25 protein-coding genes are annotated in these 22,300 nt (G+C 34.7%); 22 read left to right on the forward strand and 3 right to left on the reverse strand.

The genetic code is table 11. The annotated features are described in order from the left end of the window. Positions 1-109: 109 nt before the first annotated feature. Positions 110-949, reverse strand: coding sequence for a phospholipase (locus tag JAZ75_RS18765; RefSeq protein ID WP_208697484.1), 840 nt, complete (start codon positions 947-949; stop codon positions 110-112). A 328-nt stretch (positions 950-1,277) separates the two neighbouring features. Between JAZ75_RS18765 and JAZ75_RS18770 the strand changes: the two genes are divergently transcribed. The 9 genes from JAZ75_RS18770 to JAZ75_RS18810 all read left to right on the forward strand — a co-directional run bounded on the left by JAZ75_RS18770 (position 1,278) and on the right by JAZ75_RS18810 (position 10,202). Next, on the forward strand, positions 1,278-2,507 hold the full coding sequence (locus JAZ75_RS18770; RefSeq protein WP_208697486.1) for a hypothetical protein: 1,230 nt from the start codon (positions 1,278-1,280) through the stop codon (positions 2,505-2,507). 277 nt (positions 2,508-2,784) lie between these two features. Then, positions 2,785-3,183: a hypothetical protein gene (locus tag JAZ75_RS18775; RefSeq protein WP_208697487.1), complete on the forward strand. Its 399-nt coding sequence runs from the start codon at positions 2,785-2,787 to the stop codon at positions 3,181-3,183. A gap of 162 nt (positions 3,184-3,345) precedes the next feature. Beyond that, positions 3,346-4,284 carry a ketopantoate reductase family protein gene (locus JAZ75_RS18780; protein WP_208697489.1) on the forward strand — a complete coding sequence of 313 codons (939 nt, stop codon included), beginning with the start codon at positions 3,346-3,348 and terminating at the stop codon, positions 4,282-4,284. Between the two features lie 177 nt (positions 4,285-4,461). Beyond that, complete coding sequence (locus JAZ75_RS18785) at positions 4,462-4,956, forward strand: GNAT family N-acetyltransferase (protein ID WP_208697491.1); 495 nt, start codon at positions 4,462-4,464, stop codon at positions 4,954-4,956. 53 nt (positions 4,957-5,009) lie between these two features. After that, positions 5,010-5,909 carry a class A beta-lactamase, subclass A2 gene (gene bla, locus JAZ75_RS18790; RefSeq protein ID WP_208697493.1) on the forward strand — a complete coding sequence of 300 codons (900 nt, stop codon included), beginning with the start codon at positions 5,010-5,012 and terminating at the stop codon, positions 5,907-5,909. Positions 5,910-6,400: 491 nt separating this feature from the next. Continuing rightward, the gene (locus JAZ75_RS18795; RefSeq protein WP_208697495.1) at positions 6,401-7,327 is read left to right on the forward strand and encodes an NAD-dependent epimerase/dehydratase family protein; all 927 of its coding nucleotides are present in this window, start codon (positions 6,401-6,403) and stop codon (positions 7,325-7,327) included. Between the two features lie 41 nt (positions 7,328-7,368). Then, the gene (locus JAZ75_RS18800; RefSeq protein WP_232789262.1) at positions 7,369-8,280 is read left to right on the forward strand and encodes a helix-turn-helix domain-containing protein; all 912 of its coding nucleotides are present in this window, start codon (positions 7,369-7,371) and stop codon (positions 8,278-8,280) included. Positions 8,281-8,456: 176 nt separating this feature from the next. Next, positions 8,457-8,900, forward strand: a complete 444-nt coding sequence (locus tag JAZ75_RS18805) for a hypothetical protein (protein WP_132767828.1) — start codon at positions 8,457-8,459, stop codon at positions 8,898-8,900. A gap of 195 nt (positions 8,901-9,095) precedes the next feature. After that, on the forward strand, positions 9,096-10,202 hold the full coding sequence (locus tag JAZ75_RS18810) for a serine hydrolase domain-containing protein (RefSeq protein WP_208697499.1): 1,107 nt from the start codon (positions 9,096-9,098) through the stop codon (positions 10,200-10,202). A 161-nt stretch (positions 10,203-10,363) separates the two neighbouring features. Here JAZ75_RS18810 and JAZ75_RS18815 read toward each other — a convergent pair whose 3' ends face one another. After that, positions 10,364-11,119, reverse strand: coding sequence for a hypothetical protein (locus tag JAZ75_RS18815; RefSeq protein WP_208697508.1), 756 nt, complete (start codon positions 11,117-11,119; stop codon positions 10,364-10,366). A gap of 577 nt (positions 11,120-11,696) precedes the next feature. On the opposite strand from JAZ75_RS18815, the gene JAZ75_RS18820 reads away from it, so the two are divergent. The 13 genes from JAZ75_RS18820 to JAZ75_RS18880 all read left to right on the forward strand — a co-directional run bounded on the left by JAZ75_RS18820 (position 11,697) and on the right by JAZ75_RS18880 (position 21,796). Continuing rightward, entirely contained in the window at positions 11,697-13,022 is a 1,326-nt protein-coding gene (locus JAZ75_RS18820) for a hypothetical protein (RefSeq protein WP_208697510.1), read from the forward strand. A 9-nt stretch (positions 13,023-13,031) separates the two neighbouring features. After that, positions 13,032-13,442 (forward strand): Dabb family protein, encoded by a 411-nt coding sequence (locus tag JAZ75_RS18825; protein WP_208697512.1) that lies wholly within the window; start codon positions 13,032-13,034, stop codon positions 13,440-13,442. Between the two features lie 29 nt (positions 13,443-13,471). Then, on the forward strand, positions 13,472-13,948 hold the full coding sequence (locus tag JAZ75_RS18830; RefSeq protein WP_232789263.1) for a hypothetical protein: 477 nt from the start codon (positions 13,472-13,474) through the stop codon (positions 13,946-13,948). Between the two features lie 124 nt (positions 13,949-14,072). Next, a complete protein-coding gene (locus JAZ75_RS18835; protein WP_132840189.1) occupies positions 14,073-14,759 on the forward strand; it encodes a response regulator transcription factor in 687 nt (228 codons plus the stop codon). Further along, positions 14,756-16,129, forward strand: coding sequence for a sensor histidine kinase (locus JAZ75_RS18840; RefSeq protein ID WP_208697514.1), 1,374 nt, complete (start codon positions 14,756-14,758; stop codon positions 16,127-16,129). Before JAZ75_RS18835 ends, JAZ75_RS18840 begins: the two co-directional genes overlap by 4 nt. A 114-nt stretch (positions 16,130-16,243) precedes the next feature. Further along, positions 16,244-16,471: a hypothetical protein gene (locus JAZ75_RS18845; protein WP_208697517.1), complete on the forward strand. Its 228-nt coding sequence runs from the start codon at positions 16,244-16,246 to the stop codon at positions 16,469-16,471. Positions 16,472-16,596: 125 nt separating this feature from the next. Beyond that, positions 16,597-17,310: a hypothetical protein gene (locus tag JAZ75_RS18850; protein ID WP_208697519.1), complete on the forward strand. Its 714-nt coding sequence runs from the start codon at positions 16,597-16,599 to the stop codon at positions 17,308-17,310. A 370-nt stretch (positions 17,311-17,680) separates the two neighbouring features. Next, on the forward strand, positions 17,681-18,016 hold the full coding sequence (locus JAZ75_RS18855) for an antibiotic biosynthesis monooxygenase family protein (protein ID WP_132767846.1): 336 nt from the start codon (positions 17,681-17,683) through the stop codon (positions 18,014-18,016). Between the two features lie 23 nt (positions 18,017-18,039). After that, on the forward strand, positions 18,040-18,447 hold the full coding sequence (locus tag JAZ75_RS18860) for a GNAT family N-acetyltransferase (RefSeq protein WP_208697522.1): 408 nt from the start codon (positions 18,040-18,042) through the stop codon (positions 18,445-18,447). A 41-nt stretch (positions 18,448-18,488) separates the two neighbouring features. Then, entirely contained in the window at positions 18,489-18,947 is a 459-nt protein-coding gene (locus tag JAZ75_RS18865; protein WP_208697524.1) for a GNAT family N-acetyltransferase, read from the forward strand. A 438-nt stretch (positions 18,948-19,385) separates the two neighbouring features. Further along, complete coding sequence (locus tag JAZ75_RS18870) at positions 19,386-19,565, forward strand: hypothetical protein (protein WP_132840179.1); 180 nt, start codon at positions 19,386-19,388, stop codon at positions 19,563-19,565. Positions 19,566-19,774: 209 nt separating this feature from the next. Beyond that, a complete protein-coding gene (locus tag JAZ75_RS18875) occupies positions 19,775-20,500 on the forward strand; it encodes a hypothetical protein (RefSeq protein WP_208697526.1) in 726 nt (241 codons plus the stop codon). A 315-nt stretch (positions 20,501-20,815) separates the two neighbouring features. Then, positions 20,816-21,796 (forward strand): glutaminyl-peptide cyclotransferase, encoded by a 981-nt coding sequence (locus JAZ75_RS18880; protein ID WP_208697528.1) that lies wholly within the window; start codon positions 20,816-20,818, stop codon positions 21,794-21,796. A 160-nt stretch (positions 21,797-21,956) separates the two neighbouring features. Here the strand turns inward: JAZ75_RS18880 and JAZ75_RS18885 are convergent, their stop codons facing one another. Continuing rightward, positions 21,957-22,262 (reverse strand): winged helix-turn-helix transcriptional regulator, encoded by a 306-nt coding sequence (locus JAZ75_RS18885; RefSeq protein ID WP_208697530.1) that lies wholly within the window; start codon positions 22,260-22,262, stop codon positions 21,957-21,959. Positions 22,263-22,300 lie beyond the last annotated feature (38 nt).

The raw sequence follows: 22,300 nt of genomic DNA on the forward strand, positions 1-22,300 counted from the left end.
TTATGTTTTTCCAAACAGCTGGCAGCTATAATTTTTTGCTGAGGACTTAAAACAGAACAACTGGAGGAGCTATAGACAATGCAATGAAAACGGTTCTATTTCCTGAAATCTATAGCTGTTTACTAAATAACCATTTCTGAAGTTCATCTGTTAGTAAATAAGGGATTACAATGTTGTTATGATCTAGATTTTTAAACGTTGTGAAAACAAGTTTGGCATTACCGTCTAATTTTTTATATAATACTTCGCTTCCGATGTATGGATTACTTGTGTCTTTTTCTCCATGAATTAACCAAATATCTTTATGCTTTAGTTTATGAAGATTAGATAAGTCAGGAACAGCGGCTATAGAAACTATTGCCGCAAATTTTTCAGGGGCTAGGTTGATCAAATTTTGAGCTGTCGATGCGCCCATAGAATAGCCAATTAGATAAATTCGATTTAAGTCAATATTTGGATGTTCCTTCTCTAGTTTTTTAATCAGTGTCAAAATTTGAATAGCATCTTTTGATGGACTAGCTAACAGCATCCCTTCCGAATTTTGTAAATAGGTAGAGGAACGTTGTTCAAATTGAGGTGCTAATACAAAGCAATTAAATTTGTCAAAGATATCATCCCTTACCCAAGTTCGAGCTAAATGTTCCAATTGATTTTCGTTATCATTGCCTTGTCTTGAAGAATTATGAAATGTAATTACAAGCGGATATTTTTTAGTTGTAGTAAAGTTCTTCGGAAAAAGGAACCGATAGGGGATTTTAGTACTTTCATTTGTAAATACTTTTTTTTGAAATATCTCTACCGGTAATGCGCTGAGTATATTTCTAGTCTCTGAGAACTTGGTGCTATCAATAGACATTTCGTTAAATAAATGTGTTTGCGCATGGGAAAAAGTGCAAATCATTATATTGAAAAAAAAGATGATTTGCACTCGGACACTGTTGTTATACATTTCGTTTTCTAGTTAGGTTGACTAAATTACATTTTTTTATTAATCTGACTCCATGAGATTTTGTTTACGAGCAGTTTAATCAACTTCACGATGGTTGGTTACGATCAAAAGACATACTCCTTCAAAAGGATTATGGGAATTGGAGTGCAATGAGCGTGAAGTGTAAACAAGTAAACCTGATCAAATCGTAAAAGGGATAAAACGTATTGTAAATATCTTCTTGTTTTATCATTTCATACATTAATTTAGTCCCTGTTAAGGATTATATCTGAGCCAGTAACAATAAATTACCAATAGTTTAGATCATTAAAAATTTAGAAAGATAAAGATGAAAAGAATATATCAAATAATTATTATACTTTTTTTTCTAACCAGCAGTAATTGTTCAAATGGTCAATCCAAGCAGGAATGTCTTGATATGCTCAATGATAATCTACTGTTGCTTGATAACTTCTTGCATGCCGATAAATATGAACCCTCGGATCTCCGAGATTTACGGGCTAATTTTAGTGATCTGCAAGATCTGACGCAAAATGATAGCAAGATAGACGAAAGCTATTTTTTTCCCAAAGGATATCCGCCAATAACAAAATATGTATATCCTAATACATTAATTGAAGTCCGGTTTGATCGATTTAATATATCCAATATCCTTGGAGATGGATATAATTTTACCTTAGATTTCGTAGATAACATCCCGGATGCAATTTTTAAAGTAAAAAAAATATACTTTTTAGATGGAACAATCGAAGGGGGCGAAGACATTTCGGTTGATAAAATAATTTCCCCGCACTTTGGTCATCAAACGTTGGTACTTAAAGGCACAAAACCAATCAAAAGCTTTGATTATAGTATGGAGACCAATTTAAGCAAGGAAATTATTTATGAAATTATTACAGCAGGACAAACCATACAGACCTCTGCAGGGCAAATCGAAATCGTACACTATGGCAATGGATATGTACGCGTCAAAGTTCCTGAATCAATGCGGCATGTCATAAAAATTGTAGCAGAGAATGCACAGGGTCATAAATTGTCAAAAGTGATGTCTGGAAACGGAGCTGCTTATAAAAGTGAGTACCTCAGACCTTATATAGCAGGTATTAAAAATGCCATAACACAACTTGAGAATGATAAAATTACATGTGCAGAAGCCTATAATAAGTTTTCATATGAGCGGATTATTGCGGACTTACAGCGCAAGGAGAACTCTTTGTTTCTAACTGAATATTTTGTTTCTGATTTTAAAAAAGCATCTATCGTATATTGGGATAAAACACAAGTAGACAGAAAGCACTATTTGCGTAATTCCGTTGACCAGTCTGATGGAGTGCCCGAAACCTTTTATGAAAGATGTGCTTGCGCTGTAGCACAGGATAAAAAGACCGAATTATTTGGAATTATTGGTTTGGATGGAAACTGGATCATCGCACCAAGTTTTTTAAAATTAACTCCCAATTGGGGAAATAAGAATTTATTTAGAGGACAACCATCTGATGAAGAGAAGAGTTATGAATATAGGTATGATAAGGAAAAAAAATCCTTGACCAAAATGTAACCCCTTCTTAAGTAATAAACGACTTTAAAGAATACATCCAATAAAAATATCTCCTTTCTTTTGGCATTATATGGAAGTGTCCTATAGTTTAGAGGAAATGTATGGGTAATGATATCAACAAGTACGGCATTACCTTCATTAATCAGTATATCTTTATTCCTAGAGAAATTGCTTTGATAGCCTTTTTATGCAGATAACTTACCATCTCCGGGTTAATTATAAAAATACATATATGGCTCCGTTGGTATGATATTTGGTTTAAAAGAGAAAACTTTATATGGAAAGAGCTATTAAAATATTTTTGATGGTGTGTGTCGTTAGTTTTATTTTCGGCAGTTGTTCAAAAGAATCTGATTCAGATTCATCAAGCTATCAGATCACTTACACTTTAAAGGGACCTGCCACAACGGCACAAGTTCAATATACACCTACAATTACAGATCCTTACAATATTCCAGATAACTATGAAGAGATTGTTAGCGTTCCTTGGCAAAAGACAGTAACATTGATAGATGCTGTGGGAGGAGCAGGCTTTTCCGTATCCATCGACGGCGGAATGCCCGGAGCGAAATATCAGATGTCAATTCTAGGTAAAGATGGTAGTATCTTAAAAGATGGAGAGTTGGTTCTGGATAATGAAGGCTACGGGGTCTTTTTGATAAACTATTATAAATAGTTAAAGAGATCAATACTAAGATAGAAATGAATAGAAAAGAGCTTATGAAATTTAAAATTCATAAGCTCTTTTTCTATACTTTGATTTTATTTATAAAATTGACAAAACTTAGTTTATATTCACTTTTGATTATTTTTATTGATAAACATAGTTAAACAGACAATGGAACAGCATATATTAATTGTGGGATTAGGCGGAGTAGGCGGATATTTTGGTGGTATGTTAGCACGAAAGTATGAAAACAGCGATATTCATATTAATTTTTTGGCACGTGGAAATCACCTTAACGAAATACAGCAACAGGGATTAACTGTTGTTTTGGAAAAAGAGACCTTTACAATCAAACCTGATAAAGCTTCGGATCAGGTGGAGGAGTTCAATACGATGGATTATATATTCCTATGCACCAAATCGTATGATCTTGAAGAGACATTGAGTTCGTTACATACATGTGTGGGCCCAAGCACAGTTTTTATACCACTGCAGAATGGCGTCGACAGTAAAGAGCGTATCAAGAAATACTATCCAAATAATTTAGTTGTCGATGGTTGCGCCTATATTGTATCTCGTTTGAAAGCGCCCGGAGTTATTGAAGTAACGGGGAAATGGGGCACCATGAATTTTGGATTAGATGGAGAACATGATGTACGGCTAGAAGGGTTACATGATCTTGTTCAAAAAGCCGATATTCATGTGAATTATTCAGATAAAATAGAAAAAATAATATGGGATAAGTTCATATTTATATCTTCTATGGCGACGGCTACCTCTTATTACGATTGCTCGATTGGTCAAGTTATGGAAGATCCAGAAAAAAGGCATGCTGTTATTAGGCTTATTCAAGAAGTTGAAGCCTTAGCACTACGAAAAGGGATTGTGGTTTCAAAAGATATTGTGAATGAAACGTTATATAAAATGGAACAGATGCCCTATGATGCGACATCATCTATGCATACAGACTATATCAATAAAAAACCACAAACAGAGCTGGCATCGCTAACACATTATGTCATTTCTGAATCTTCGAAGAATAATCTTCCAACAATAGTCTATCAGTGTATGTATGATGACCTTCAACAAAAGACAATGTCTGATCGTTAATTTTCGAAGATATTTAATTTATATCAATCAAAAATTAATATAGTATATAAGCAGCGGGTCATTATATGTGGCCCGCTATCTAATAAGATCAGTCCCTACAACACGCGTCGATAAGTTTTATGAAAGTTAAAGTAGAAAAGCCACATGCGCGGAGTTTTCATTTTAAAAATATAAAATATGCAGATAACCCTAGTCAAATATGTAGCAGCAGATTTTAATTATTTCAAAAGACTGGTCAGTGATTTGGAGACAATGAGATACATAACTGGAATCGAGTGGAAGGAAATCGAGGCGAGATTACAGTTTGACGCAATGCTTGAAATCAATGCTGTAGAGGAAAGTTTAGGATTTTTTAAGGTAGTTAATCAGAAAAACGAGTTTATAGGAAATTGTTCATTGGAATGCTATAAATACGATGCTGCAATTCTTGAAATAGGATATGTTCTTAAGAGAGAATTTTGGCGAATGGGTTATGGATCAGCAATTCTACAACGGCTCGTCCATAAAGCTAATAATTCATTCCCAGGCATGGATGTGATTGCCATTATCGATCCAGAGAATCAGGCATCAAGAAAATTACTTGAGAAGAATGGTTTTGTTTGTTATTTCAAGGGGGTGGAAGACAGTAAGTTTGCTGAAAAGTTTATCCTCAAAAATTTTCACACATACTAAACCAACATTTATTCGTTTTTTATACTTTTACTTTTATGGTCAATTTCAAAAATATGAAGTACATTTTAGTTGTACTATTGTTTATTCCACAGCTGATGTTCGGTCAACAAAAGAAGTCTATTCAGCAACTTCAAGAAAGGATAAAACACATTATAGATACTACTGGAGGAAATGTCGGAGTAGGGGTACAGGGAATGGATTTTAAAAGTGGTTTCATTATAAACGGGAACCATGAGTATCCAATGATGAGTGTTTTCAAGTTTCCGCTTGCTTTTGCTATTCTAGATAAGGTAGATAAGGGCGAACTGAAACTCAGTGATAAATTTCATATGCCGAAAGCATCTTTGGATACCAACACATGGAGTCCGATGGTAAAAGATTTCCCTAATCAGGATCTTGATGTCACTTTAGCTGATCTGTTAACTTATGCCGTTTCAAAGAGTGATAACAATGCCTGTGATTTTCTATATACAAAAGTCGCTGGTGGCCCAGTTGCGGTAAATCAATATCTCCATCATGCAGGTGTAAAAGATATCTCGATCGTCTATACCGAAGGAGAGATGGAAAAAGATTGGGCCTTACAATATAAAAATTGGTGCAAACCTGCAGGAGCGATTAAATTGCTACAGCTCTTATATAACCAGCAATTACTCTCAAAAACGAGCAACGATTTTCTTATACAGATAATGAGAGAATTGCCTGATTGGGGCAAAAGAATTACAGTTCTTCTACCACCGACAGCTGAATTAAATCATAAAACGGGTGCGTCAGGAGTTAACAAAGAAGGGATAATGGCTGCATTTAATGACATCGGTATTATCACATTACCCAATGGTCAACATCTCGCAATAGCAGTATTTGTCTCTGATTTTAAGGCGCCCCAACAAAGAGGCATAAATGTAATTGCAGCAATTTCGAAGGAGATCTGGGATTACTATGTATCAAATCCATAAGGAGAAAGTTCCTAAAATATGTAAAAAGAATAAAAACAAGATCACTGTTACACTGATTCTGTTTTTGTTCTTTTTTATTAGCATATCTTAGAAATGGACATGAATGCATTAAGAATTCCGTTCTTGTATTCAAGAGTATGACTAGTAAATTTCTAATAATGCTGTCAGACAGAGATCTTGTTACAATATTCTTAAATTTAGTTACGTATTCTATTTTTATAGTTCAGAAATTTGTCCTATAAAATAAGTATGAAGATTTTGCGATAGTCACAACAGCAGAATTTTAAGGGATTTATTCTAAATCGATCGCAAGGTGAAAAATCCTTGGCCAGTTATTTGTTTAGTAATGATGAAGATAAGAAAAATATACTTTTCAAATTAGTCCCTATTTTCGATAGCTGTGTCGACGATATAGAAATAGAAAGAGTGTGTGGAATCAAAAAGGAAATGTAATTAATATGGCTAGCGTAGATATAAAATTAGATAACAATATGCAAACAATATTAGGAGCCAACGGTCAGATTGGAGAAGAGCTCGCAAGAGAGCTTAAAAGAAATTTTACTTCATCTATACGCATTGTCAGCAGAAGTGCAAAAAAAGTGAATGATACGGACGAAATATTTTCTGCAGATTTATCAATCCCTGAAAAAGCAATTGAAGCACTGAAAGGCAGTGAAATTGCTTATTTTACATTAGGTCTTCCCATCAGTTCGGAATTGTGGGAAAACCAATTCCCTCTTATTCTTCGAAACGTAATTGATGCTTGCAAAATTAACAGAACAAAGCTTGTTTTTTTTGACAATACCTATATGTATCCTCAGGACGATCAGGTTTTAACAGAAGAATCAGCATTTTTACCTGTCGGCAGAAAAGGGAGAGTTAGGAGGAAAATGGCAGAAATGGTCTTAGAGGAAATTACATTAGGAAAACTTGAAGCGGTTATTTGCCGTGCACCTGAATTTTATGGTCCTGGTAAAACGCAAAGTATCACCAATACACTAATTTTTAATAACATTAAACAGGGAAAAAAACTAAAAGTACCATTGAGTGCTGATAAAAGAAGAAGTTTGATCTGGACCCCGGATGCCAGCCGAGCTACTGCTTTGATCGGAAATACTCCGGACTCATATGGTCAGACATGGCATTTACCAGTAGATATTAGTCATCCCACCTATAAAGAGTTTATCAGAACTGCATCAGAGATTTATGGTGAAGATCTAAACTATTCAATAATTTCAAAATTTATGTTCAAGGTCGGATCATTTTTTAATAAAAGTATAAAGGAATTGCTTGAACTTCTTCCTAGGTATGAACACGATAATATATTTGATGATTCAAAATTCAGAAAGAGGTTTCCTGAATTTCAGATAACTTCATACAGACAAGGAATACATATGATTAGAAATGAGCAATTTTAATAAAGAATAATTTAGGTGTGTATGGATCTGAAAACGAGCATATGAAAACTCCAGAGAAAGTATCATCCATCAGTACAATTCATCATTTTTTAGGACTAAAAAGACCAAAAAACCCGCTGGTTAGTGTGTTTAATTTTGACGATGTTAAACTGTATCCGGAGACTATTCTTGGTGCCATAACAATTGATTTCTATGTCATCGCTTTAAAAAAAGATTGTGCCGGCGGAAAATGTCGGTATGGGCAGCAATACTATGATTTTGATGAGGGTATCATGTATTTTATTGCCCCAAATCAGGTTTTTCAATTTAACGATATCCTACTAAATGAAGTCAAAGGATTTGTTTTAGTAGTACATCCAGATTTTCTTCACGGGTATCGTCTGGCATCCGAAATTAAGGAATACGGATATTTTTCCTATAAGGCGAATGAAGCACTTTATCTTTCTGAAAAAGAGGAGAAAATTATTTTTGATATAATAGATAACGTCGGCGGGGAAATAGATGGTAACATGGATACTTTCACTCAAGACCTAGTTGTTTCAAACCTTGAACTGTTACTCAAGTATTGTGACCGTTATTATAACAGGCAGTTCCTGACAAGAAAAAAAGTAAATAATGACCTGCTTTCAAAATTGGAATCTTTACTAGACGATTACTTCAAAAATGATAATTTGTTGGTTAATGGTATACCCACGGTTCACTTTATTGCTGAGCAGCTACATTTGAGTGCAAATTACCTAAGTGATATGCTCCGTATACAAACAGGACGAACGACGCAGCAGCATATCCAGCATCGGCTAATCGAAAAAGCAAAAGAATTACTTTCCACTACAGAATTGTCAGTTTCTGAGATAGCCTATCAATTAGGATTCGATTATCCGCAATCCTTTCATCGGCTCTTTAAAGCCCGAACATCCGTTTCACCTTTGGAATTTAGGGCATCATTCGATTGATAACTTAATTTTAAAAATTTGTTTTTAAAGCAGAGGTACGGTAACAAATTTCCTTCAATCAGCAATTTAAATATTAATTTTCCCTTATTTGAGAGTATTCTATTGCATTATTGATTTAAAGCTTTATTTTTGTGGTTGTTACATTATAATAAACAGGATTACAAAGTTGTTTTTTGATGATGGATAATAATTGTGATTTAATCTTAGGATCATTTTATACTAAAAAGTTAGTAGATCAACTTCAGCTTTCGATGTGTATATTTCTAAATAAAGAAAGACGTAAGGCAATTGGTTTATTTTTGGCGGCTGATAAAAATGAAGAAGGGGAATTATTAATTAGTTACGTACAAGATAATATTGGTAAGCCTTTATCACTGATTATAAATAAAGATGTGGTATTAAGCAATATCAATCATAAAAAAGAAAACTTTTATTATTGGCAGGGCACTGTCGGTACAATTCGAAGTTTGTTGCAGCTATTGGATTTCTATTGTATTAATGAGTTAGGCCAAAAACCTGTTATTTCAATTGTTAGTCATCCCTTTGTTATCGAAATCATGCATATGTTAGAGGAAATTGAAAAGAGAAATCTGCAGATTGAAGCAAAGCTAAAGCTTTAAATTCGTTTTGATGCTAAATAACCGACGTTAAAAATTGAAGCTTTGATGGACAAAAATGAGCTAATCCTTTTCCTTTGTTGGCCAAATAAATTTTTAACTGAAGTCTTTTTTAAATAAGTTTCAATACGATTTGGTCTTTAGTAAGTAAGTTGTATATTAGATAATTAACTGTTTTCGCCTTTAAGTTCCTTCTATATGAACAGAAATCAATTTGTATTCATTTTTATGGCAATTTGTATGCTGACCATGTTGTCAAGTTGTAAATTTGGTCGTTTCATATGGTATAATTTTGCAGACATTGATGATTACAAAATTTTTCCCACCCGTGAGCTACAAGCTTCTACAAAGCCTTTTACTTTCTATACTGCAAGTAAGGAATCGGTTCCGAGCAATAGAATATATGAAGAAGTAGAGCTTTCGTTTGATAATTTTTTAGATCAGACAAAATCTGTCGCTTTTTTGGTTATCCGCAATGATAGTATTCTTTATGAACGTTATTTTGATGACTATGATACCGGTTCAATTGTGCCTTCGTTTTCTATGGCTAAGTCCGTTACTTCGATGCTCATCGGTTGTGCCATTGACGACGGGCTTATCAGTTCTGTTCAAGATCCGGTAAGTAAATATGTCCCTGAAATGGCAAAAAATGGATTTGATAAGGTGACGATAGAGCATTTGCTACAAATGACTTCAGGTCTTAAATTTAATGAAGGTTACTTCAATCCTTTTGGAGAAGTCGCCACATTTTATTATGGCCTTGGTTTGCGCAAGAGTACCGAGAATCTAAAGCTGGAAGCAGAGCCCGGAACCCGCTTTGCCTATGCGAGTGGTAATACCCAGATTTTAGGGTTGGTGCTGGACCATGCATTAGCAGGAAAATCAATTACTGATTATCTGCAAGAAAAGATATGGCAACCAGTAGGGATGGAGTATGCTGCCTCCTGGAGTATCGATCAAAAGAAAGACGGTATAGAGAAAACCTTTTGTTGCCTGAATGCGCGGGCACGTGATTTTGCAAAATTGGGACGGTTGTATCTTCATCAGGGGAATTGGGAAGGAAAGCAGTTGGTTCCCGCAGATTGGGTGAAGGAATCTACACGAGTTGACAGTACCGGTGGAAGCTCTATAAACTATCAGTACCAATGGTGGTTGCCTACACAAAATGGCGATTTTATGGCTCGGGGTATCCTTGGACAATATATTTATGTGAATCCACAAAAAAACTTGGTTATCGTTAGACTGGGACACAAAGTAGGCACCAATTGGAGTGAAGAGTTTGTACGCCTATCGGATGAATATTAAGGTGGGCTACTTTCTTTCTAAAATTCACCTATCTCAACAGTTTTAAAACAAGGAGGCTTGCGGTATGATTGGTATTCCTTGAGCATTCATCAACATTATAAAGGAGCGTTATGCTATCCAATATTGAAATTACCCAGAGTATTAAGGAGGTGGTCATTTTTTTACTGCTTAACAACCCTGTTGAATTCCTCCAATAGTATTTCATTTTCTGTTAAGACCATATTTTCTATATGAAATTTCTGATTGCGAAATTGCCAGTTACGTGTTCCGTCAATAACTTTTGTTAAGTCCATTTTCTCGACCCTTACAAGTTCTTTATGAATATCGATCTTTAGGAAAGTCTTAGATGCAGGTTCAAACGTTTTAATTTTCTTTTCTTTCCCATCTTCTTCTGTAGTCATGCTGTTAATTTCCAAAAGCAAAAGATGATCATAAATGTGGTAATGGCAGACATACGTTCTTTTAACATCTGTTTCCTGTATTATTGTGGCTTGACCAAATGGTATAAACTGAATTAAATCATGCGATGAATTCGGACCTTTGAACCAGTATTGGTCTGTTGTTAACCCAACGGTTCTTCCCATTTCGATTACGTTCAAGCGATCATTTCCAAATGATACCGCTACTCTGGTATCGTTAAAGTCTTTCAACGTTAATTTGCTCGGAGTTTCTTCTTTAGAGACAGTTAGTCCGCTGCTATACTTCTTGTTTACACGCAGCCTAATTTCTTTTATATAGGGATCGTAGGTGTAAGTTCCTTCACTGGTATTTACAGACCATATACCACCAGAATATCCATTGTTGTAGACAAAACTTCCATCATCAGCAAAATAAAAGTTTTTAAAAAGTGGGCCTTTAGACCATGACCAAAATTCATTAAATAAAAAGCTGTTTTTCATTTCAAATGTATTTTTCATTTGTCCATACGCTACCATATTTAGTAGGAACATTAATTTTAGTAAACAAATTTTTATCATCTTTAAGCATTTAGTGAGCATGTCTACTCGTGAATCCCTTTACCAAAATTAGGATTATTTGACCCATTTCTATCATGCTACTATTCAATGGTATAAGTGCAAATATAGTATATATCACCAAATCATCTAAAATTTGTAACCCTTAATGCAGCGAGTAGCATCACTTTACTTTTGTTCAATAAGTAAGGCCTGAAAGCAATTCTTTAATCAGCTTAGCTTTTCCCTATTCATTTTATGAGAGTCCTAATAGATTTGTGTACAGATCTACTAAAAAATCAAGGAGCTCGACGATTAAATTTTTTTTCAATTTCATTAAAATTTAACGTTTTTTTCTCAAAGTGTATTATTCGTTTTTTGTAAAAAACCTAAATAAAGATTTATCTGAATACATAAATCTTTGCAATGCCTATTTAAAGCACCTTATTAATTCATATTTCTAATAGATTTCTAATTATTTGCCTCTATATTCCAAACTAAATTTGTCTTAACAAAAGAATCAAATTAAAGACAGATTATCATGAATAAAAAGCCGCTATTAGCGTCGTTGTTGTTGACCGTAGGTCTAACTGGTATACATACAAGTAATGCGCAGACAAATGATTTTGGAAATCCAAAACTCATACACTATCTAAATAAGGAGCATACCCGTTATGTTAGCTTCAGTGGCTATGCAGAACTTTGGGCACGTTATACACAATTAAATCCAGGCAGTCTTGTTAATAATGAGCAGGTAGGTAGTGTGTCCGATTTGTCCCTTCGTCGCATTCGTGCCAAGATGACGTATAAACCAACTGAAAATTTATATTTCGTATTACAAATGGGGCCTACAAATGTTAATGTGAACAGTAAAAATAACACCTATATGGATTTACTTGATGCGTATGCAGAATATAGCTTTAGTCCAAAGCTTGCAATAGGTGCCGGACGTTCGACCTGGAGAGGACTATCCCGTTTTACAACAGGCCCGCAAGCAACTTTGCTCTATGATCTACCCCTATATGCTACATCAAACACCGGCATTACCGATATGACTGTTCGAGAGATGAGTGCTTATATTAAAGGTCAATTGGGACGATTTGATTATCGCGTAGTCCTTGCTGATCCCTATACCGCTACGACTGCAGATCCAGCATTGAATGTTGCTAAATTCAGTAAAAATGAAGCCCGAAAAGATGTATCCGGCTATTTTAGATATGCCTTTTTTGACAAGGAAAATAATGAAACACCTTTTAATGCAGGAACATATGTAGGAAAGAAAAAGGTGTTAAGCGTAGGTGGAGGTTTTGAATATATGCACAATGCATTATGGCATTTAGATGCTGATAAAGCAATACAAAATGATGATATGAAAAGTGTTGCTCTTGATGTCTTCTATGATGCTCCTGTTAATAAGGAAAAAGGAACTTCTATCAGTGCATATGCTATGGCCATGCACAATGACTATGGCCCTAATTATATCCGGTTCTCTGGAACAAATAATCCAGCTACGGGAATAGTTGCAGCGAATGCAAGTTTAAATGGATCCGGAAATGCATTACCTACTGCGGGAACGGGTAATACATTTTATGCCCAAATAGGAGGTACATTACCTTATTTCAGTCGCAATAATCACAACCTGCAACTACAGCCAGCAGTCTCCGTACAATTTGCAAACTACAATGCTTTAAAAGATAATAGTGCAATATACGATGCCGGGATATCGCTATTATTTCACGGAAATAGTAGTCGCTTGACTTTTGATGCACAAAATAGACCAATTTATAATTCGAATGCGGTAAACGAAAGTTTGGTAACAGATCATAAATGGGCATTTATTCTTAAATATCGAATTGATTTTAATTAAATATATAACATGAAAAGGAAAAATTTCATACAAACATTAGGAACAGTTGGCGTCTTAGGCGTTACAAGTTCTAGCTTATTAGCTGCTGATCATAAAAAAAAGAAACCTGTGTTTTTTCATTATTTACTTTTTTGGTTAAAACCTGAGCTTTCAGTAACGCAAGTTGAAGAATTTAAAGAATTTTTTGAAGGACTTAAAAAATTGCCATATGTCAAAAATGTGCGTTACGGCAAACCAGCTGCTTCAAGTCCACGTACGGTTTTAGATAATAGCTTTACCTATAATGCAGCTATGGAATTTGATAGTCTCGAGGAGCTGGAAGCGTACGGCAAATTACCACAACATCTTGCTTTGGTGGCTAAGTACAAGCCCTATTTTGACCGTATGATGGTTCATGACACTGTATTTGAAAATTTGTAAAAAAATAATAGATCTTAAAATTAATAAAAATGAAAATTATCTCGAAAACAGTACTATTTTTCTGTTTAGCATTTATTGCTCCATCTTTACATGCTAAGGAAAATCATGGAAACATCAAATCGGTAAAAGTTGAAGAAGGTGAAGGTAAAATGCCTGCTATTCGATTAATCAATAATGCAGATGGAACTTGTACTTTTGAAAAAGGCTATATTCCAACCTTGAAACACGCGAGTACAACCACTTTTTGGTCGAGCAATAAGACCGAAGATTGGGAGAAAAATGCACATCCAGCTCCAAGACGTCAATACGTCGTAACATTAAAAGGCAATATTCGCTTTAAGGTGAGTGACGGCTCTACATTTTTGATCAAGCCAGGTGTTATCTTACTTGCTGAAGATTTAAAAGGTAAAGGCCATAGTTGGGAAATGGTACACTCGAAAAGCTGGGAACGTTTATATATACCAATACAAGATGGAGCTGACGATCTGTTTGTCTCAGATCACTAATCAAATGAATCATTAACTTTTGCTTTCCTTGCTGTTATGTACATCAGGGAAAGCAATTGTATGTCACTATTTATCTGAGATTTCAAGATTTATTTTTATTTAAAAAGTATCTACATTTGTTAATATGAGGGTATTAGTTGTAGAAGACAATGAACGTGTGTGTGCGGTATTGCAAAAAGGATTAAAGAGTCAAAACTATCAGGTAAGTATTGCGCTTGATGCTGAATCAGCTTTAAAACAGATAAAGTTGTTAGATTACGATCTTCTTATTATTGATATCATGCTTCCTCGTATGAGTGGTATAGAATTGAGCAAACGTATGAAATGCACTTATCCTAAAATCCCGATTATCATGTTGACAGCCCTAGGTCAAATCGATGAAAAAATTGCAGGATTTGATGCAGGTGCAGATGATTATATGGTAAAACCTTTTGATCTTCGCGAATTATATGCCCGTATTGCAGCTGTTTTAAAAAGAAATAAAGAGTTTGGCAGTTGGGAAAATAATGAATCTTTAAACTATGATTCTTTAACACTTAATTTGAGAAGTAAAAATGTGAGTCGCGATCACATCGATATTAAATTGACTCCCAAAGAATTTGACTTACTTGTATTTTTTATGCGGCATCAAGAAACGTTATTGAGCCGTGATGAGATTGCTAGAAATGTATGGGGAAAGAATTTTGATACCGGAACCAATTACATTGATGTTTATATCAATTATCTCAGGAAAAAAATTGATAAAGACTTTATTACTAAACTCATTCATAACAAATCGGGGCATGGTTTTATCTTATCAAATAAAGAATGAAAATAGCTTCTCGTACTTCCTTAGTATTAACGTTATTCTCTGCGGCGATACTATTTCTTTTCGCCTACAGTATCTATTTCTTTTCTGAAAAAAATAGAGAGGAAGAATTTATAGACCGCTTGCGGTATAAAATTACCTGGCGTGCTGAATTTATTTTTGATGCCAAAGTCAGTGAAACGCAACTGCGTCAGATTCATGAACAAAATAAAAAAAAGATAAATGAAGCTCAGATAACAGTTTTTGACAATCAATTTAAAGAGCTCTTTGTTGATGTTGGCGAACAACATTATGATCGTGCCTTATTACAAAAGATTCGGAATAAAAATTTTATGACCTGGAATCAGGGCGATGAGCTCTTTATGGGCATGCATTATCCTTTTCAAGGTAAACAATACTATCTGATTGGACATGCATACGACCAGACAGGTTATGCTCATATGCAACGTTTGAAGCAGCTCCTCATCAGTATTTATTTTGTTGCCATTATTTTTATATTTATAACCTCTTTTTTCTTTGCCCAGTACATTTTAAAACCCATCAAACATATCATTAATGAAATACGGGATGTCTCCGAACATAATCTTAGTAAAAGGGTCTATTATCGAAAAGCAAAGGATGAGCTCTCTGAATTAATTGATACCTTTAATGGAACATTCAATCGATTAGAAAAGTCATTTAACAACCAAAGGCATTTTGTTTCCATTATATCCCATGAGTTTCGTACTCCCTTATCAGCTATGATTGCAGAACTCGAACTCGCAAAAGAGCTAAATACAACCTTAGCAGATTACCAGCATTCTATTGATACCGCTTTATTAGATGCTAAGGAAGCAACAATATTATCCAGTTCCTTATTGGACTTTGCCCGTGCCAATTATGATAGTTCACAAGTTAGCTTTAGTTCTTTGAGACTGGATGAAATTCTTGTAGAATCAAAATTTATGGTCCAGGATAAAGATAAAGATTACCGTGTTAGCATATCTTTTAATTATGACCTGTTGCATAATGCAGAGGATCAAGAAGAAATTTTGGTCATGGGAAATGCCTATTTACTTAAAGTAGCTTTTGCTAATTTAATCGAAAATGCCTGTAAATACAGTTCAGATAAACATTGTCTAGTAGATATTATATACCATGAAGGGATAGCTATTGTCCAGGTTTGTGATAAGGGGAGAGGCATTTCGTCAGAAGACTTACCACATATTTTCGAACTTTTTTACCAATCAGCATCTTCGCCAGGTCAGCATGGACATGGTATTGGACTTTCTATTGTTCAGCGGATTATTGATATGCATAAAGGTCAATTACAGGTGCAATCCGAACTTGGTCAGGGCTCTACATTTACGGTACAATTTAATAGAATTTCTTAATTTGTGGGAAGGATAAACGTTATCGACAATTTTATTCAAACCTTACCAAGGAAAACCATATTCAATTCGGTCTCAAGAGATGATATTAACACATTTGTTTTAATTTGTAAAATTATGTCAAGATCAGTACGGAAAACGAAAATATTTGGAATTACAAACGCAAAGACAGAGAAACAAGATAAGAGAAGATGGAATAGAACTTTTAGAAAAGTTTGTAGAAAATTAATTCGCCTTGAAAAAGAAGCTCCTGTTAAAATTCACAGTATCACTAATGTCTGGGATGGTGCAAAAGATGGAAAACGATACTTTAAAGATGCCCCAATAAAAGATATGCGAAAATAATCCGTCATACCGTAATCACGCAATTTTTTTATACAATATGTAGCACTAGCTGTTGCACCACCGTTTATTATGATAACACTAGCGCAATGTGTATTTTTTAAATATAAGATTTAAGTTAACATATTATGAAAAAATACTTAAGATTACTAAGTTTAATAACTGTTGTTACTGCAGGAATTTTTGTGACCAGTTGCAGCAAAGATAAGGACGATCATCAACCTGTACCAGCAGCTTTGTTTACGATGGTAAATGGATATAGTGGAGCAAAGGCTGTACTGTATTATGCAGACCGAAATATCCTTCAAGATCCTAATTTTCCGCTGTTATATAAATCGCAGAGTAAAGTACACCTATATCCTGGATCACGCAAAATAACCATTACTGCTGGAGAAGGTAATCTGATCGATAGTACGATTGTGGTTAAAGACAGTACCATTTATAGTTCTTTTCTTTACGGAAGTAAATTAAAGCCAGTACAGGCAATTACGACAGACCGCGTCAACAAAGAGATCAAAAAAACAGAATCTGGATTACGCTTTTTTAATTTCTCTGAAGGTAGTGATCAAGTAACGCTTCACATCGGAGATCAAGCAGCGCCTGCAGCATGGACCGACCGTGCTAAAGAAACACAGCAATCTGTGACTGCAAATGAAGGTTTTATCGCACAAAAAAGTGGCACTTTCACAGTAGTTGCTAAAAATAAAGCAGGTAAGACGCTCGCAACACGTGAGCAAATTAAATTAGCTGAAAATCACTATTATTCTTTTATTCTGGTCGGTGATCCAGCTCAGGACAGTCAATCCGTATATTTAGGATTAGTAGAGCAACATGCAAATTAGTCAAATTTAATCTCATCTATTTTAAAAGCAAATAAAGCCCTTATTTAACCATAAGGGCTTTATTTTTAGAGTATAAGATTGTAAGAACTTCATATACGCCTCGTTTAAATCATATGCCGGATAAAAGCATCTGGACTATCCGCTTTATTCAAACTGGATGATAAAGAAAGTCTTTTTTTAAAATAAATTTACATCGGAAGGAATGAAGCAATTGACTTGGCAATCAAAATATATAAGTTGCTGTCTAAGATAGAACCTTCAAATTATTCAACCTTTATCGGACAAATGATTTGCTGGTCATTTATAATATTTAGGTCAAGTAGCTGCATCCAAATATTGCAGCGATTTCTCATGTAATAAAAAAGAAGATATGATAGCAGTAATATTTGAGGTAGTTCCCAAAGAGGGAAAAAAAGAAGAGTACCTGAACATAGCAAAGGCATTAAGACCAGAGTTGGACAATATTCCGGGATTTATCTCCATAGAGCGGTTTCAAAGTCTTGTTGACCCCAAAAAAATTCTTTCGCTTTCATTTTGGGAAAATGAAGAAAGTGTGAGAGAATGGCGTAACCTTACGAATCATAGAAACGCACAGCAAGCAGGGAGAAGTTCGGTATTCGACGACTACAGGTTACGTGTAGCAGCAGTAATTAGGGATTATGGTATGACTCCACGAGACGAAGCTCCTGCAGATAATATTTTTTAACGTAACCATAAAAAAAACTGAAAATGCTAACATACCAAATTGAAGAAACAGTCGGAGCAGAGGAATTTAAAGAAGTATTAATAAATTCCACACTAGGAGAGAGACGACCAGTCGATGAGCCTGAGAGAATAGCAGGAATGCTTAAGTATGCAAATCTTATTGCCACCGCAAGAGATTCTGGAAAATTGATAGGTGTAGCAAGGTCTTTGACTGATTTTGTTTACTGCACCTATCTCTCAGACTTAGCAGTCGATGAGAACTATCAAAAGATGGGAATCGGAAAAGAATTAATACGTCTTACAAAAGAACATAGCCCAAAAGCAAAACTTATTTTATTAGCAGCACCAAAGGCTGTGGGTTATTATCCTAAAATTGGTATGACCCAATGGGAACAATGCTACGTATTGGATAATGTTGAGGATTTAAAATAAGTTGTCAAAGGATAATGGAAAAGCCTGTAATAATTAGGGAAATGCAAAAGGCGGACATCCCCGAAGTATTAAGATTAATGGAGGCAATAGTTGTTTTTGAGGGGGACACCGATTTTAGTCTTACGGAAAATGACCTTTTGAAACGTGGTTTTGGTGATAGACCCGAGTTTGGGGCAATGGTTGCACAAGGAGAGAAGAACCAGCTCATAGGCATAGCAGTTCACTATAACATTCCTTTTATGCATAACCACACCCCCTCATTGATGCTCAAATGGCTGTACGTTGATACCAATCACAGGGGAAAAAGTGTAGGTCGAAAATTGCTTAGGGGTCTTGCACAATATGCCATGAAACATGGATATAAAAAATTCAACTGGTTTGTACTCGGAAGTAATGTTGATGCCCAAAAATTCTATCAAAGCATTGGAGCAAACCCTGACAATAAATGGATTCGCTGGACAATTACACCGGACAATATGGTGCAACTGTCCAAAGAATAAATAACAGCTTTTTTATTTTCTGAAATTCATATCTGGATAGCCATATTCTGAAGGATGATTTTACTAAATCCGCTCATGTACATGCCGTAGAACTAGGGTTGAAAGAAGCTGTCTTTACAGATAACAGCAAATGCCATGGTATACAACAGTTATTAGAAATAAATTTCGGCTATCGGATCTTCAACAACCACTTTCGAGAAGAAAAGTAGGATAAGCGTATGTACGAAACTAAGATTATAGGGCTACCTAAGTACACAACTACCTTACAAGGAAAGATCTGATCCATATATCCTCTTTACCCTTGAACATGGTCGCGTATGGACTTTCATCAGCGACTGCCAGATACAAGAGAACGTTAAGGCTCTAACTTATCAGTAGAAAAAACAAATGTACACTTTAGTTTGTTTAATAATAAATATATTATCAATTAAAGTAACAATGAGCCGAAATATATCACTCCATACTGATCTGCAGATCGTAAAGAAAGCATTCCCTAAGTTGCGAGAAGAGCCTAAGCCACTCGAATATGACTACCTTACTTTGAAAACGATCAGGTCATCACTTTTACCGAATATCCCATTATTTATAAAGACAATGAAGGAGCGGAGTTATGATTAAGTGAAATGGAGTGGTGAGTAGTAAACATATCCGGTCTCTTTGAACTTCGAAAAGTGCACGGATGGAACAAGAAAGGTTTCTATTTCATGGGAGACAAAAGAAAAGAAATCTTTTATAACCCAGGACGTTATCAATGATCAAATCTTGCTCCTTTAGAACAAGATGACCTGATAAAGCAAAACTTGTTTTAATTATATCAATAAGATTTTATGAAGTTTGTACCCTTGAGCCAACTCATACTTTTAGATTTAAAGCGGAGCGGTTATAATATTTTAACATCTAAAAATACAGTTGAAGACGAAAACCCAACATGGTATCCGTTAACTGTAGCTGATGTTAATGACTACTTGTTAAGCCTGGAGTGTGAGGGGATCATTTTTCCAATGCAAGAGTCTGCTCTACTAGTTATTGAAGACGCCCTTAATCATATAGATGAAGTGCAGCTGCAGGGCGAAGTATTTATTGAAATAAACCATTTACAAGAATTGCAGGATAAAATTAATTTTTATGGCAAGCGATACACATGTATTTCCGATCGAGAATATTACGATTTTGCATTCGATCCAAAGCGGGTTCTCGTGCGTAATTATGCCTTGCGGACTGGCAATCATCTCCTATATTTAGCTTATATCAGCTTAAATTATAACAATCATCTTCTAGATGAAATCCAAGATCTTGAGGATCTTACCGTTTCGTTAATCTGCTTAGATCAAGACCAGGCTAGAGATTGGTTTAAGACATATGAGATTACTATGGTGCAATCAGATATCTCGATATATGACAAGGATGCTATTTTAACCGTTTTTTTACTTAAAAAGGATCTACAAATAACGATTCCTTTAGAAGATAAAGATGAGCTGATTTATAATCTGATGCAGATAGAAGACCTGTTGCAAATTCGTGATCTATTTTGGATAGATCCGCGGATAGATTAATACTTCATTATTTTGTTTCGGAATTATTGTATATAATGTGTTTCGGTCAAATATCAATCTTCAGATGTTTTACTTGCAATTTATAAAAAAGTTGTTTCTTTTCTCATTGTTTTGGTGGTTTTTAAGTATAAATTTAATAATTGTACTTTATAAAACATTTATTGATATATTTAGCACTTGTAAAATAAGTTGTATATGAGATTAAATGCTGTTCTATTAATTTTTTGTTTAAGTGTAATTTATGGATGTGGGGGTAACAACAACACCAAAACACCTTCAATAACTAATAAGCATGAGGAAAATAGAATTAATTTTGTGAATATTAAAGCAAAATATGCTCTAACCGATGAATTGATTATTCAGATTGAAGCACTAGAAGGAGTTCCGATTGATTCTGTTCAATATTCCATTAATGATAAACCTTTATCAACCGGGTTAGTACATGATATTATTCGGTACAGCTTAAAAAACGAAAAGTTTGGAAAACAGATTTTAAAAGCTAAAGTGTACAGAAAAAGCGAAATAGAAGATGTAGCTGTCAACTTCGATATTTTACCTGCCGAAGCACCCAGTAAGCTTAGCTATCAAGTTATAAATATTTATCCACACGATATCAAAGCATTTACCCAGGGCCTTGAGTTTTATAAAGATAATTTAGTTGAGAGTACTGGCAACGGGACTACTGTAAGTGATAAACATGGTATCTCAAGTGTTCGAATCGTAAATCCCAAAACAGGAGAAGTACTTAAAATAGCGGAACTGGATGAAACTATTTTTGGTGAAGGTGCTACCGTGCTGAATAATAAACTATATCAATTGACCTATAAAAATAATGAAGCTTATGTATATGATGTTAATACCTTAAAAAGAATAGGGCGGTTCCCATATTTTCAAAATATGGAAGGATGGGGCCTTACTAATGATGGGACAAACCTCTATATGACAGATGGGTCAGAAAAGATATATACCATTAATCCGATTAATTTTAATAGAAGCAACGAAATCACCGTAGCATCAGATGAACGCCTAGTTACAGGTACAAATGAAATGGAATGGGTAAAAGGTAAGATATATGCAAATTTCTTTATGACCAATATGATTGGCATTATTGAGCCAAAAACCGGCACTATTGAAGCGGTGCTGGATCTTTCAGAACTACGTCAAAAAGTAACCCAGCACATTGATCTTGATGTACTGAATGGTATTGCATATAATAAAAAGTCGGATACGTTCTTTATAACAGGAAAAAACTGGGATAAAATATTTGAAATTAAGATTGTGAATGAGATTATATAAACTGATTGCGTTTCTAAAGTAAATTTAAGCGAAGAGTATTCTCTTAAAAGAGCATCGTTTTTCTTTTTATTCGTTAATCATAAGTCTACCCAAATGACTATTTTCATTTTTCTGTTTTGATATGTTTTTTTCTAAATATTCCATAGATCAATTTTGATGGTTACTCATATTCTACCATGGTTATTCTCTTATTCGTTTTAGCCGCCTCATTTCCCCACGCAGCAATAGAATGAAGTAAGGGAATAAGAGTTTTGCCAAAATCAGTCAGTTCGTATTCCACTTTTAGAGGTGGCTTGTTGGTGTAAACGGTTCTGGTAATCAGTCCGTCTGCTTCCATTTCTTTTAGTTGAAGACTCAACGTTCTTTCGGTTATAACATAACACGCTTTTCTCAGTTCGCTGTATCGTTTTTTTTGGATTAAATGAATGAGTATTGTAGCTTTCCATTTTCCACCTATATACTTCATGGTGAGGCTGGTATTGCAAGGATATTGCTTATCGTCTA

Source organism: Sphingobacterium sp. UDSM-2020 (assembly GCF_016132525.1).
Classification (GTDB): Bacteria; Bacteroidota; Bacteroidia; order Sphingobacteriales; family Sphingobacteriaceae; genus Sphingobacterium; species Sphingobacterium anhuiense.

What these genes read in the sequence shown, in the direction of transcription:
- JAZ75_RS18765 (WP_208697484.1), bottom strand. Translation starts at nt 949, where the DNA reads ATGTATAACAACAGTGTCCGAGTGCAAATCATCTTTTTTTTCAATATA.
- JAZ75_RS18770 (WP_208697486.1), top strand. Translation starts at nt 1,278, where the DNA reads ATGAAAAGAATATATCAAATAATTATTATACTTTTTTTTCTAACCAGC.
- JAZ75_RS18775 (WP_208697487.1), top strand. Translation starts at nt 2,785, where the DNA reads ATGGAAAGAGCTATTAAAATATTTTTGATGGTGTGTGTCGTTAGTTTT.
- JAZ75_RS18780 (WP_208697489.1), top strand. Translation starts at nt 3,346, where the DNA reads ATGGAACAGCATATATTAATTGTGGGATTAGGCGGAGTAGGCGGATAT.
- JAZ75_RS18785 (WP_208697491.1), top strand. Translation starts at nt 4,462, where the DNA reads ATGCAGATAACCCTAGTCAAATATGTAGCAGCAGATTTTAATTATTTC.
- bla (WP_208697493.1), top strand. Translation starts at nt 5,010, where the DNA reads ATGAAGTACATTTTAGTTGTACTATTGTTTATTCCACAGCTGATGTTC.
- JAZ75_RS18795 (WP_208697495.1), top strand. Translation starts at nt 6,401, where the DNA reads ATGCAAACAATATTAGGAGCCAACGGTCAGATTGGAGAAGAGCTCGCA.
- JAZ75_RS18800 (WP_232789262.1), top strand. Translation starts at nt 7,369, where the DNA reads ATGAAAACTCCAGAGAAAGTATCATCCATCAGTACAATTCATCATTTT.
- JAZ75_RS18805 (WP_132767828.1), top strand. Translation starts at nt 8,457, where the DNA reads ATGATGGATAATAATTGTGATTTAATCTTAGGATCATTTTATACTAAA.
- JAZ75_RS18810 (WP_208697499.1), top strand. Translation starts at nt 9,096, where the DNA reads ATGAACAGAAATCAATTTGTATTCATTTTTATGGCAATTTGTATGCTG.
- JAZ75_RS18815 (WP_208697508.1), bottom strand. Translation starts at nt 11,119, where the DNA reads ATGAAAAATACATTTGAAATGAAAAACAGCTTTTTATTTAATGAATTT.
- JAZ75_RS18820 (WP_208697510.1), top strand. Translation starts at nt 11,697, where the DNA reads ATGAATAAAAAGCCGCTATTAGCGTCGTTGTTGTTGACCGTAGGTCTA.
- JAZ75_RS18825 (WP_208697512.1), top strand. Translation starts at nt 13,032, where the DNA reads ATGAAAAGGAAAAATTTCATACAAACATTAGGAACAGTTGGCGTCTTA.
- JAZ75_RS18830 (WP_232789263.1), top strand. Translation starts at nt 13,472, where the DNA reads ATGAAAATTATCTCGAAAACAGTACTATTTTTCTGTTTAGCATTTATT.
- JAZ75_RS18835 (WP_132840189.1), top strand. Translation starts at nt 14,073, where the DNA reads ATGAGGGTATTAGTTGTAGAAGACAATGAACGTGTGTGTGCGGTATTG.
- JAZ75_RS18840 (WP_208697514.1), top strand. Translation starts at nt 14,756, where the DNA reads ATGAAAATAGCTTCTCGTACTTCCTTAGTATTAACGTTATTCTCTGCG.
- JAZ75_RS18845 (WP_208697517.1), top strand. Translation starts at nt 16,244, where the DNA reads ATGTCAAGATCAGTACGGAAAACGAAAATATTTGGAATTACAAACGCA.
- JAZ75_RS18850 (WP_208697519.1), top strand. Translation starts at nt 16,597, where the DNA reads ATGAAAAAATACTTAAGATTACTAAGTTTAATAACTGTTGTTACTGCA.
- JAZ75_RS18855 (WP_132767846.1), top strand. Translation starts at nt 17,681, where the DNA reads ATGATAGCAGTAATATTTGAGGTAGTTCCCAAAGAGGGAAAAAAAGAA.
- JAZ75_RS18860 (WP_208697522.1), top strand. Translation starts at nt 18,040, where the DNA reads ATGCTAACATACCAAATTGAAGAAACAGTCGGAGCAGAGGAATTTAAA.
- JAZ75_RS18865 (WP_208697524.1), top strand. Translation starts at nt 18,489, where the DNA reads ATGCAAAAGGCGGACATCCCCGAAGTATTAAGATTAATGGAGGCAATA.
- JAZ75_RS18870 (WP_132840179.1), top strand. Translation starts at nt 19,386, where the DNA reads ATGAGCCGAAATATATCACTCCATACTGATCTGCAGATCGTAAAGAAA.
- JAZ75_RS18875 (WP_208697526.1), top strand. Translation starts at nt 19,775, where the DNA reads ATGAAGTTTGTACCCTTGAGCCAACTCATACTTTTAGATTTAAAGCGG.
- JAZ75_RS18885 (WP_208697530.1), bottom strand. Translation starts at nt 22,262, where the DNA reads ATGAAGTATATAGGTGGAAAATGGAAAGCTACAATACTCATTCATTTA.